The sequence below is a fragment of the Streptomyces sp. NPDC006197 genome (assembly GCF_040613865.1).
Lineage (GTDB): Bacteria > Actinomycetota > Actinomycetes > Streptomycetales > Streptomycetaceae > Streptomyces.
In genome coordinates this window covers 1-11,319 of the sequence record NZ_JBEXSZ010000207.1, presented here as the reverse complement: position 1 = coordinate 11,319, position 11,319 = coordinate 1, and the positions used below count along the sequence as shown (strand labels likewise).

Annotated in this window: 12 protein-coding genes and 1 pseudogene; 9 read left to right on the top strand and 4 right to left on the bottom strand. The window is 70.7% G+C overall.

Going from position 1 to position 11,319, the window contains the following annotated elements:
• Positions 1-334 (bottom strand): annotated as a pseudogene (locus ABZ318_RS36975) (penicillin-binding protein); the annotation flags it as partial.
• Positions 335-807: 473 nt separating this feature from the next.
• On the opposite strand from ABZ318_RS36975, the gene ABZ318_RS36970 reads away from it, so the two are divergent.
• The 3 genes from ABZ318_RS36970 (at position 808) to ABZ318_RS36960 (ending at position 3,320) form a co-directional block, all read left to right on the top strand.
• Positions 808-2,049 carry an IS110 family transposase gene (locus tag ABZ318_RS36970; protein ID WP_356906810.1) on the top strand — a complete coding sequence of 414 codons (1,242 nt, stop codon included), beginning with the start codon at positions 808-810 and terminating at the stop codon, positions 2,047-2,049.
• Positions 2,050-2,107: 58 nt separating this feature from the next.
• Positions 2,108-2,518, top strand: coding sequence for a hypothetical protein (locus ABZ318_RS36965; protein WP_356906809.1), 411 nt, complete (start codon positions 2,108-2,110; stop codon positions 2,516-2,518).
• A 457-nt stretch (positions 2,519-2,975) separates the two neighbouring features.
• The gene (locus ABZ318_RS36960) at positions 2,976-3,320 is read left to right on the top strand and encodes a WhiB family transcriptional regulator (RefSeq protein ID WP_015034550.1); all 345 of its coding nucleotides are present in this window, start codon (positions 2,976-2,978) and stop codon (positions 3,318-3,320) included.
• A 57-nt stretch (positions 3,321-3,377) separates the two neighbouring features.
• Here the strand turns inward: ABZ318_RS36960 and ABZ318_RS36955 are convergent, their stop codons facing one another.
• Positions 3,378-4,700 (bottom strand): ArsA family ATPase, encoded by a 1,323-nt coding sequence (locus ABZ318_RS36955; protein WP_356906808.1) that lies wholly within the window; start codon positions 4,698-4,700, stop codon positions 3,378-3,380.
• A 212-nt stretch (positions 4,701-4,912) separates the two neighbouring features.
• Positions 4,913-5,875, bottom strand: coding sequence for an ArsA-related P-loop ATPase (locus tag ABZ318_RS36950; protein WP_177181708.1), 963 nt, complete (start codon positions 5,873-5,875; stop codon positions 4,913-4,915).
• A 123-nt stretch (positions 5,876-5,998) separates the two neighbouring features.
• On the opposite strand from ABZ318_RS36950, the gene ABZ318_RS36945 reads away from it, so the two are divergent.
• From ABZ318_RS36945 to ABZ318_RS36925, 5 genes are all read left to right on the top strand, one after another.
• Positions 5,999-6,157, top strand: coding sequence for a DUF4177 domain-containing protein (locus ABZ318_RS36945; protein WP_015034547.1), 159 nt, complete (start codon positions 5,999-6,001; stop codon positions 6,155-6,157).
• A complete protein-coding gene (locus ABZ318_RS36940) occupies positions 6,154-6,624 on the top strand; it encodes a RidA family protein (protein ID WP_356906807.1) in 471 nt (156 codons plus the stop codon). The genes ABZ318_RS36945 and ABZ318_RS36940 overlap by 4 nt, the downstream gene beginning before the upstream one ends.
• A 151-nt stretch (positions 6,625-6,775) precedes the next feature.
• The gene (locus ABZ318_RS36935; RefSeq protein WP_356906806.1) at positions 6,776-7,663 is read left to right on the top strand and encodes an NUDIX hydrolase; all 888 of its coding nucleotides are present in this window, start codon (positions 6,776-6,778) and stop codon (positions 7,661-7,663) included.
• On the top strand, positions 7,660-8,490 hold the full coding sequence (locus ABZ318_RS36930; RefSeq protein ID WP_356906805.1) for an MBL fold metallo-hydrolase: 831 nt from the start codon (positions 7,660-7,662) through the stop codon (positions 8,488-8,490). Before ABZ318_RS36935 ends, ABZ318_RS36930 begins: the two co-directional genes overlap by 4 nt.
• Before the next feature lie 125 nt (positions 8,491-8,615).
• Positions 8,616-9,500 (top strand): prohibitin family protein, encoded by an 885-nt coding sequence (locus ABZ318_RS36925; RefSeq protein WP_356906804.1) that lies wholly within the window; start codon positions 8,616-8,618, stop codon positions 9,498-9,500.
• 73 nt (positions 9,501-9,573) lie between these two features.
• Here ABZ318_RS36925 and ABZ318_RS36920 read toward each other — a convergent pair whose 3' ends face one another.
• Positions 9,574-10,248: a Crp/Fnr family transcriptional regulator gene (locus ABZ318_RS36920; protein ID WP_015034542.1), complete on the bottom strand. Its 675-nt coding sequence runs from the start codon at positions 10,246-10,248 to the stop codon at positions 9,574-9,576.
• Positions 10,249-10,502: 254 nt separating this feature from the next.
• Here ABZ318_RS36920 and nth point away from each other — a divergent pair.
• The coding region (gene nth / locus ABZ318_RS36915) for an endonuclease III (protein ID WP_356906803.1) at positions 10,503-11,319 on the top strand (817 nt) is incomplete at its 3' end.

Below are 11,319 nucleotides of genomic sequence, written 5' to 3'. Positions count from 1 at the left end.
CGTAGAACCGCCCGTCCTCGATCGCGACGATCGCCTTCTGCATGTACGGGGAGATCTTGTCGATCGGCACGACCTTCCGGTCCCGCGAGTACACCGTGGCGATCAGACCGCCCTCGGCGTCCAGGATCGTGGTGCGCTGACTCAGCGGCGGGGTCTTCAGGTTGGAGGGGATCTCGTCGAACCCCTCGACCGTGCCCTTCGCGGCCAGCCCGAGTGCACCGGCGGCGGGCAGGGCGATGCCCGCCAGCACGGCTCCGGCGAGCACACTGACACCGAGGAACTTGGCGGCCTGCTGGGTCCCGGTCAGACCACCGCCCGAGCGCTTCTTTGGCATGGGGGCAGCCTAATCCGTAGTTATGAGCGATCCGCAGGAGCAGGGGCTTCTCGGAGCGTTCGAGTACCAGACCGTGACATCCAGGTGCAGCCGGGCCGTGGAGGCCTCAACGTAGATCGGTGTGCGATTTGGTGCGAGTGGTGGTGGCCAGGCGGGTGCTGAAGGGAATGTCTTCGTAGGACCAGGTCCTGGAGGTCTCGGCCAAGATCGGCGCCCTTCAGCGTCTGCCCGGCCGCCACCACCTGCGTCGAACACCGTTGGTGTTTGTGGTGCGAGCCCGCCGCGCGGTGACCTCTCGATACGCCCGAGCCGTACGAGCTCCCGCATAGACCGAGGCCCGTGAGGTGCGCTGGTACCACGAACGGCTAGTGAGGTGGCGGCCCGACCGCGCTGTGGTCGAGGCCTGGGATTAGGTCGCTGCGTGGCCCGCATGCGCTCGTGACCAGCGCAAACACCGAACTCCGGGGAGGGGAATCTTGATCTACTGCGGAATCGACTGGGCGGAACGAACCCACGACATCGCCCTGGTCGACGACACCGGCCAGCTACTCGCCAAGCGGCACATCACCGGCGACGCGGCCGGCTACAAGATCCTGCTGGAACTGCTTGCCGAGTACGGCGACACCGCCCAGAACCCCATCCCGGTAGCGATCGAAACCTCCCGCGGCCTGCTGGTCGCCGTGCTGCGGACCGGCCAGCGCAGGGTGTTCGCGATCAACCCGATGGCCGCCGCCCGCTACCGCGACCGGCACAGCGTCTCGCGCAAGAAGTCCGACCCCGGCGACGCCCTGGTCCTGGCCAACATCCTCCGCACCGACATGCACGCCCACCGGCCCCTGCCCGACGACTCCGACCTCGGCCGCGCGATCACTGTCCTGGCCCGCGCCCAGCAGGACTCTCTGTGGAACCGGCAGCAGCTCGCCAACCAGCTCCGGTCCCTGCTGCGCGAGTACTACTCCGCCGCCCTGGCCGCCTTCGCCACCTGGACCAACGGCCTGTGCCGCCCCGAGGCCAGGGAACTCCTCAAAACGGCGCCGACCCCGGCCCGGGCCGCGCGGCTGACCCGCACCCAGATCCAGGCCGCCCTCAAGCGAGCCGGCCGTCAGCGCGGCATCGAAGCCGAGGCCGAACGCCTCCGCGAGGTCTTCCGGGGTGAGTGGGCCCATCAGCCGCCGCTGGTCGAGGACGCGCTCGGCAAGCAGATGCTCGCCCTCCTCATCCAGCTGGATGCCGCCTGCACCGCCGCCGACCAGCTCGCCGAAGCGGTCGAAGAGGCCTTCCCGCAGCACCCGGACGCCGAGATCCTGCTGAGTTTCCCCGGCCTCGGCATCCAGCTTGCCGCCCGCGTTCTGGCCGAGATCGGCGACGACCGCGCCCGCTTCGCCGACGCCCGCGGCCTGAAGGCATATGCCGGCTCCTCACCCATCACCCGCGCCTCAGGCAAGAAGTCCGCCATCACCAGACGCTGGGTGAAGAACGACCGGCTCAACCACGCCGGCTATCTCTGGGCCTTCGCCTCCCTGCGGGCGTCCACCGGGGCGAACGCCCACTACCGGCGCCGCCGCGAGCAAGGTGACTGGCACGCGGCCGCTCAGCGCAACCTCTTCAACCGCATGATCGGCCAGCTCTACCACTGCCTCCAGCACGGACAGCGCTTCGACGAGTCAGCCGCCTTCCCTGCGGGGATCGAGAACGCAGCAGCGCGGGCTGCATAGTCCCGTCCCCGGAAAAGGCCAGGATGGCCTACGGCTCGGGTGGCTAGGCTCCCGAAGCATGAGCAGCAACCAGCCCTCCGTCGCAGACCGCTTCATCGGCGAGTTCCGGGAACTCGGGCACGGCAGACCTGAGGGGCCCTCGCTTCATGCTGTCGTCCGTGCCGGAGGAGTCCAGGACGAGCAGTCCCTCGCGCGCTACCTGCGCAAAGGGGCGGTCCTTGCTGCCACCACGACTAGGGTTCACGACGTCCTCAGCCCGGAACACGAGCTGATCGGAGGTCTGTCGCTGCTCACCGACGGCCAGTGGTTCTGGTACTCGGACCTCGCTCACTACGTCGAGCGCTACCACGTCACCCTGGACGAGCGGTTCATCCAGCACGCCCGAAGCCGGAACTGGAGCCCGCCACAGCTGACCGACGACGAACTCGTCGAAATCGAAGAGACCATGTTCGACGACGAAGACGCCTGACCTCACCACTCACGCGGCCTGACTTGACGGCATAGCAACGTGAGGTGTCTACGTTCTCATTCGCCGGACACACGTATATGCCTTGGCCTAAGCTGCTCCCAACTGTCACAGCAGTGTGGTCTCGCATCAAGACCCGGGTGTGACATCGGCATGAAGTCCCGTGACCCCGAAGCGCGGGAAGCCTCGTGTCCGATTCCGGCTCATGTGCCACGCGGTGTCCCGAAATGGCCCCGCCGAGGAAGGGCGTATCCACGGGGTATGTCCGCTATCACACGCATGTCCTTCGATCACTCCCCTGGGTGATCTGACGCGCACGCATAGTCCGTTCGGACCATTCAAGATTGGGCCCGAAGGGGGTGTTGCGCTGTGCCCACCTTCCGTAACGTCCCAACTGGCAGCGGTGAATATGCCGCTGCCGCCGTGGGGGAGCCTCGATTCGGGAGAGGACGGCGCCGGTATGGGCTGGGTAGCTGACTGGAGTGCGCAGGCGGCCTGCCGCACTACCGATCCGGATGAACTTTTCGTGCAGGGAGCGGCACAGAACAGGGCAAAGGCGGTGTGCACCGGATGCCCGGTGCGGACCGAGTGCCTCGCCGACGCCCTCGACAACCGCGTGGAGTTCGGTGTGTGGGGCGGCATGACGGAGCGCGAGCGCCGCGCCCTGCTGCGCCGGAGGCCGACCGTCACCTCGTGGCGCCGGCTCCTGGAGACCGCGCGGACGGAGTACGAGCGCGGAGCGGGCCTGCTGCCCGTGGCGATCGAGGACGACGCGACGTACGAGGCGTACGCGGCGGTCGGCTAGTAACCGCCCGGCGTTCAGGTACTCAAGGCTCGGGCCTCAAGGCTCGGGCCTCAAGGCTCAGGTCGAGGGCGTCCGCCCCGCCGTGAGCCGGTCACCGATGGCCCGCAGCCCGGCGAGGTCGTGCACATCGCCGGGCAGGGCGGCCACTTCGGTCACCGCCACCTCCGGGTGGAGCGCGGTGAAGCGGTCGCGCGTGCGCTGCTCACGTGCGAGCACCCGCATGCGCTCTGCATGCAGGCGCAGAAGTCCTGCGGTGAGATGACGTACGTCCACATCTGTTTCCTGTGCCGGTTCGGCTGTGGGGGCAGCCTCGGGTACGGGATGTGCGGCGGCGGCGGTGGCGAGATCGTTCGGCTCGGGCTCGGTCTCAAGCTCGGGCGTGGTGGCCGGGGAGCCACGCAGTCCAGCCTTCCCGCCCCCCTGATCCACAATGCGCCCCTCGTCAAGATTTTCCGCGGCGGCCCGCGCCCGCTCGGCCGACAGCCGGGCGGCGCCGCTGCCGTGGACGCGGTTGAGGACGAGACCGGCCAGCGGCATCCGCTCGGCGGCCAGCCGCTCCACGAAGTACGCGGCCTCGCGCAGCGCGTCCCGCTCCGGAGTGGCGACCACGAGGAAGGCCGTGCCCGGGGCCTGGAGCAGCTTGTACGTGGCGTCCGCGCGGGTCCGGAAACCGCCGAACATCGTGTCCATCGCCGCCACGAACGTCTGGACGTCCTTCAGGAACTGACCCCCCAGCAGCTTCCCCAGGGTCCCCGTCATCATCGACATGCCGACGTTGAGGAACTTCATTCCGGCCCGGCCGCCGACCTTCGCCGGGGCCATGAGCAGCTTGATGAACTTCCCGTCGAGGAAGGACCCGAGCCGCTTCGGCGCGTCGAGGAAGTCCAGCGCGGACCGGGACGGCGGGGTGTCGACGACGATCAGGTCCCACTCGTCGCGGGCCCGGAGCTGACCCAGCTTCTCCATCGCCATGTACTCCTGCGTACCGGCGAATCCGGCCGACAGGGACTGGTAGAAGGGGTTCTCCAGGATGGCCCGCGCCCGCTCGGGCTCCGCGTGCGCCTCGACGATCTCGTCGAAGGTCCGCTTCATGTCGAGCATCATGGCGTGCAGTTCGCCGCCGTCGGACCCCTTGATCCCGTCGACCTTGCGGGGCGTGTTGTCGAGGGAGTCGATGCCCATGGACTGGGCGAGCCGGCGCGCCGGGTCGATGGTGAGGACCACGACCCGCCGGCCGCGCTCCGCCGCCCGCACGCCGAGGGCCGCCGCCGTGGTCGTCTTGCCGACCCCGCCCGCGCCGCAGCACACGATGATCCGGGTCCCCCGGTCGTCGAGGAGCGGATCGAGCTCCAGGAGCGGCGCGCGATCGAGCCCGTCCACAACATCCGGCCCGTCTCCAATGCCCAGTCCGTTCCCAATGCCCGGCCCGTCCCCAACGTCCGGTCCGTCCACGGCCTCGGGCCCGTTCACAACGTCCGGCCCGTCCACGGACTCGGGCCTGGCCCCGGCGCCTTCCCCCGTCCCGGCGGCGGCTCCGGGCCCGGCCCCGGCGGCGGCCGCTTCGGGGGCCGTCGTGGCGTCCGCTTTCTCCGTCACGCGCCCACCCCTTGCTTCCGCAGTTCCTTCGCCAGCCGGTAGAGCCCGGCGATGTCCGCCCCGTCCCCGAGGAAGGGCAGTTCGTACGAGGGGACGCCGACGCCGTCCAGGACGGCGCGCTGCGTCCGCTCCAGCTCCACCCGCCGCGCGTGCTCGGCCGCCTGGTCGAGGAGCGGCTCGACCAGCCGCGTGCCGCCCGTGACGCCGACGGACGCCAGGGCGCGGGCGATCGCGTCCCGGTGGTCCCCCGAGGCGGCCCGCACGGCCGCCTCGTCGAGGACGTGCGGGCGGACCATGTTCACCACGACCCGCCCCACCGGCAGATCGGCGGCCCTCAGCTCCGCGATGCCGTCCGCGGTCTCCTGGACCGGCATCTCCTCCAGGAGCGTCACCAGGTGCACCGCCGTCTCGGGGGACTTCAGGACCCGCATGACGGCCTGCGCCTGGTTGTGTATCGGGCCGATCCTGGCCAGGCCCGCGACCTCGTCGTTCACGTTGAGGAAGCGGGTGATGCGGCCGGTGGGCGGCGCGTCCATGACGACGTGGTCGTAGGTGGGGCGACCGTCCTTCTCGCGCCGCCGGACCGCCTCGCACGCCTTGCCGGTCAGGAGCACGTCCCGGACGCCCGGCGCTATCGTCGTCGCGAAGTCGATCGCGCCGAGCTTCTTCAGGGCCCGCCCCGCCCCGCCCAGTTTGTAGAACATCTGGAGGTAGTCGAGGAGCGCGCGCTCGGCGTCGATCGCCAGCGCGTACACCTCCCCGCCGCCGGGGGCGACGGCGATCTTGCGCTCCTCGTACGGAAGGGCTTCCGTCTCGAAGAGCTGTGCGATGCCCTGTCTGCCTTCGACCTCGACGAGGAGGGTCCGCTTCCCCTCCGTCGCGAGGGCGAGGGCGAGGGCGGCGGCGACCGTCGTCTTACCGGTACCACCCTTGCCGCTGACGACCTGGAGCCTGCTCACGCTGTCGAGCCTAACCACTGGCGGCCGCGCGCAATCAGCAGGCCGCCCCGGAGAAGCCACCTAGGGGGAGCTTCGGGGGCCACCTCGGCGGATGGTCCCGCGGCAGCGGATACAGTCGGCCCCATGACCAAGTGGGAGTACGTCACGGTGCCGCTTCTGGTGCACGCGACCAAGCAGATTCTGGACACCTGGGGCGAGGACGGCTGGGAGCTCGTCCAGGTCGTGCCCGGGCCGAACAACCCCGAGCAGCTCGTGGCCTACCTGAAGCGGGCCAAGTCGTGAGCGGGGCCGTCGAGGCGCGGATCGCCGAGCTCGGTCTGACCCTGCCCGAGGTCGTGCCGCCGATCGCCTCCTACCAGCCGGCCGTGCAGTCCGGCGTGTACGTCTACACCTCGGGCCAGCTCCCGATGGTGGCGGGCAAGCTTCCGGTGACCGGCAAGGTCGGCGCCGAGGTCACGCCGGAGGAGGCCAAGGAGCTCGCCGCCACCTGCGCGCTCAACGCGCTCGCGGCCGTGAAGTCGGTCGCCGGTGACCTCGACCGCGTCAAGCGCGTCGTGAAGGTCGTCGGCTTCGTCGCCTCCGCCGCCGACTTCACCGGTCAGCCCGCCGTCATCAACGGCGCCAGCGAGCTGCTCGGCGAGATCCTCGGCGAGAAGGGCGTGCACGCGCGCAGCGCCGTCGGCGTGGCCGTGCTGCCGCTCGACGCGCCGGTCGAGGTCGAGGTCCAGGTCGAGCTCGTCGAGGCCTGACCGCCGATCCGTACGACTCGGCAAGAGCCCGTACGGCTCGACGAGAGCCCGTACGACTCGGCACGACTCCGTACGACACAGGGAGCCGGTTTTCCACAGCCTCGGGAAACCGGCTCTCGTGCATTCCGATGCTTGCGCATAGCATCCGGCCATGTCGAATGGTCAGTCGAAGCAGTCGAACGGTCAGTGGTACCCGGCGGAATGGCCCGACCGCATCCGTGCCCTCGCCGCCGGTGAGCTCACCCCCGTGACGCCCCGGCGCGCCGCCACGGTCCTGCTCCTGCGGGACGGGGTCGACGGGCCCGACGTCCACATGCTGCGCCGCCGCACCTCGATGGCCTTCGCCGGCGGCGCGTACGCCTATCCCGGCGGCGGCGTCGACCCGCGCGACGAGCAGCCGGTGCGCTGGGCCGGCCCGTCCCTGGAGACGTGGGCGGCCCGGCTCGGCCTCGACGATCCGGCACAGGCCCAGGCCGTGGTCTGCGCCGCCGTGCGCGAGACCTTCGAGGAGGCGGGCGTGCTGCTCGCCGGGGAGACCGAGGACGGCGTCGTCGGCGACACGACGGGCGAGGAGTGGGAGCGGGACCGGCGGGCGCTCGTCGCCCGGGAGCTGTCCTTCGCCGACTTCCTGGACCGGCGCGGGCTCGTCCTGCGCTCGGACCTGCTGGGCGCGTGGGCCCGCTGGATCACGCCGGAGTTCGAGCAGCGCCGGTACGACACCTGGTTCTTCGTGGCGGCGCTCCCGGCCGGGCAGCGCACCCGGGACGTGTCGGGGGAGGCGGACCGCACGGTCTGGATCCGCCCGGCGGACGCCGCGGCCGGCTACGACCGGGGCGAGCTGACGATGATGCCGCCGACGATCTCGACCCTGCGCACCCTGGAGCCGTACGGGACGGCCGCCGAGGCGCTGGTGGCGGCGGAGGCGCAGGACATGGCCCCCGTCCTCGCACAGGCGCGTCTGGAGGGCGACGAGCTGGTCCTGAGCTGGCCGGGGCACGAGGAGTTCACCAAGGTCATCCCCACGGGAGGCGAGCGATGAGCGACGCCGCCGCCCTGCCCGGCCAGCCGCGCGGACTGGTGGTCTCCGGGCCCGCGACCGACCGCGCCGTGAACGTCCTGGCGCCGAACCCGTCCGCGATGACCCTCGACGGCACCAACACCTGGCTGCTCTCCGAGCCGGGCTCGGACCTCGCCGTCGTGGTGGACCCGGGGCCGCTCGACGAGGGCCATCTGCGTCATGTGATCGACACGGCCGAGAAGCTCGGCAAGCGGGTCGCGCTGACCCTGCTGACCCACGGCCACCCGGACCACGCGGAGGGCGCCGGCCGGTTCGCGGAGCTGACCGGGACGGCCGTGCGGGCCCTCGATCCGGCGCTGCGGCTGGGCGACGAGGGTCTCGGCGCGGGGGACGTGGTGACGGTCGGCGGCCTGGAGCTGCGGGTCGTCCCGACGCCCGGGCACACCTCGGACTCGCTCTCCTTCCACCTGCCGGCCGACCGGGCGGTGCTGACGGGCGACACGATCCTGGGGCGCGGGACGACGATGGTCGCGCACCCGGACGGGCGGCTCGGGGACTATCTGGACTCGCTGCGGCGGCTGCGCTCGCTGACCGTCGACGACGGGGTGCACACGGTCCTGCCGGGGCACGGGCCGGTCCTGGAGGACGCGCAGGGGGCCGTGGAGTTCTATCTCGCGCACCGGGCGAACCGGCTCGCCCAGGTGGAGACGGCGGTCGAGGCGGGGTACCGGACGGCGGCGGAGGTCGTCGCCCACGTGTACGCGGACGTGGACCGCTCGCTGTGGCCGGCGGCCGAACTGTCCGTACGGGCGCAGCTGGAGTACCTGAGGGACCGCGGCCTGGCCTGAGGGGCCGCGGCCCGGCCTGCTCCGGCCGGGGGCGCGGTCCGTGAGACGGGACCCGGAACCTTTCGGCTTTCCCGTGTGTCTTACGCTCCGCTTACATCCGGCCGTAGCTTTCGGGGGGACTGCCCGTGTTCGTCATCGCCATCCTGCTGGTCATAGCCGCAGTGGTGCTCTTTCTCGTCGGCCGCGCCAACGACTCCAAGGGGCTGAAGTTCGGCGCCCTCGGTGCGGTCCTGGCCGGCCTCTTCTCGCTGATCGCGAGCATGACGTACGTGATCAGCGCGTACGAGGTCGGCGTGCCGGTCGCCTTCGGCAAGGTGGGCGCGCCGATGACCTCGGGCATGCACCTGAAGTCGCCGTTCACGGACGTCACGACCTTCTCGACCCGCCCGGTCGACCTCAACCTCTCCGACAAGGACGTGGTCGAGGTCCGCTCCTCGCAGGGCGGTGTCATGTACGCCGAGGTGACGGTGAAGTGGTCCGTCGACCAGGCCAAGTCCGTCGAGCTCTACAAGCTCGCGGGCAGCGAGGAGGCCATCCAGCAGCGGCTGGTCTACCCGGACAGCCGGGAGATCGTCCGCAACGTCTTCGCCCACTACACCAGCGAGCAGGGGTACGCCACCGACCGCGAGAAGATCAACGCCGAGATCGGCACCCTGATCAAGCAGCGTCTGGCCCCGCGCGGCATCGACGTGACCACGGTCAACCTGCGCAACGTGAAGCCCTCGGACGCCCTCCAGGGCCAGATCGACCGCAAGATCCAGCAGCAGCAGGCCACCGAGCGGGCCACCGAGGCCTCCCGTACGGCCAAGGCCGAGGCCGACCGGCGCCGCATCGAGGCGGAGGGCATCGCCCGCGCCAACAAGATCCTCAACGACTCGCTGACGGACAAGGTCCTGATGAACCAGTGCATCGACGCGTACAAGGAGGCCGCGGCGAAGAACCCGGTCTACGCGGTGCCCTGCGGGAGCGGTGGCTCCGCCCCGGTGATCGTGGACGGCTCGAAGCGCTGACCGCCGCCACGCACGCGTAAAGGGCCGCCCCGGTCGAACCGGGGCGGCCCTTTACGCGTGCGTACGGAGACGCTTACCGCGAGCGCTTCGCGAGGCGCTCCACGTCCAGCAGGATCACGGCGCGGGCCTCCAGGCGCAGCCAGCCGCGCTGGGCGAAGTCGGCGAGCGCCTTGTTGACCGTCTCGCGGGAGGCGCCGACCAGCTGGGCCAGCTCCTCCTGGGTGAGGTCGTGGACGACGTGGATGCCCTCCTCCGACTGCACGCCGAAGCGGCGCGACAGGTCGAGGAGTGCGCGGGCGACACGGCCCGGGACGTCGGAGAAGACCAGGTCGGACATCTGGTCGTTGGTCTTGCGCAGTCGGCGGGCGACGGCGCGCAGCAGCGCCGTGGCCACCTCGGGGCGGGCGTTCAGCCAGGGCTGGAGGTCGCCGTGGCCCAGGCCGAGGAGCTTGACCTCGGTCAGCGCGGTCGCCGTGGCGGTGCGCGGGCCCGGGTCGAAGAGGGACAGCTCGCCGATGAGCTCGCCGGGGCCGAGGACGGCCAGCATGTTCTCGCGGCCGTCGGGGGAGGTGCGGTGCAGCTTCACCTTGCCCTCGGTCACCACGTACAGGCGGTCGCCGGGGTCGCCCTCGTGGAAGAGCGCGTCGCCACGGGCGAGCGTCGCCTCACTCATCGAGGCGCGCAGCTCGGCAGCCTGCTCGTCATCGAGCGCCGCGAAGAGCGGGGCGCGCCGCAGAACGTCGTCCACGAGTTCTCTCCTACTGTCGACCTGCTCAAAGGACCTGGGTCCCATGATGCCGGACGCACAAAACAGTGCGATCAATCACAACAAGTTTGACGTACCGAGCCGCCCGTCCGTACGTCAGGGGCCCGATTGGGCTCCGATCGGCCGTGCCCGGGGCGGATGTCGGCGGCGGCGCCTAGGCTGGCCGGGTGTCCAACTCGCCGGTGAGAGCGCAGGCCAAGGGGGCTGAAAGAGTGTCGGCCGAAGGTAATTCCGCTGTGGGCGAACACGGTGTGTCGAAACGGGCGAAAGGTGCAAATCGGAAGGCCGTCAAGCCCGAGTCACGGCTCGCGATGGTCCGCCGGGCGCGCCGGATCAACCGCGAACTGGCCGAGGTCTACCCGTACGCCCACCCGGAGCTCGACTTCCGCAACCCCTTCGAGCTGCTCGTCGCCACGGTCCTCTCGGCCCAGACCAACGACCTGCGGGTCAACCAGACCACCCCCGCCCTCTTCGCGAAGTACCCCACGCCCGAGGACCTCGCGGCGGCCGTGCCCGAGGAGGTCGAGGAGCTGATCCGGCCGACCGGCTTCTTCCGCGCCAAGACCAGGTCGATCATGGGCCTCGCCGCCGCCCTCAGGGACGACTTCGGCGGAGAGGTCCCCGGCCGCCTGGAGGACCTCGTCAAGCTCCCCGGCGTCGGCCGCAAGACCGCCTTCGTCGTCCTCGGCAACGCCTTCGGCGTCCCCGGCATCACCGTCGACACCCACTTCATCCGTCTCGCCCGGCGCTGGCGGTGGACCGAGTCCGACGACCCGGTGAAGATCGAGGCCGAGGTCGCCACGATCTTCCCCAAGAGCGAGTGGACGATGCTCTCGCACCGGGTGATCTTCCACGGCCGCCGGATCTGCCACGCCCGCAAGCCCGCCTGCGGCGCCTGCCCGATCACCCACCTCTGCCCCTCGTACGGAGAGGGCGAGACCGATCCCGAGAAGGCGCGGAAGCTGCTCAAGTACGAGATGGGCGGCTTCCCCGGCCAGCGGCTGAACCCGCCGCCCGACTACCCCGGCATCCCGGCGCCCCCGCTCGGCGGTG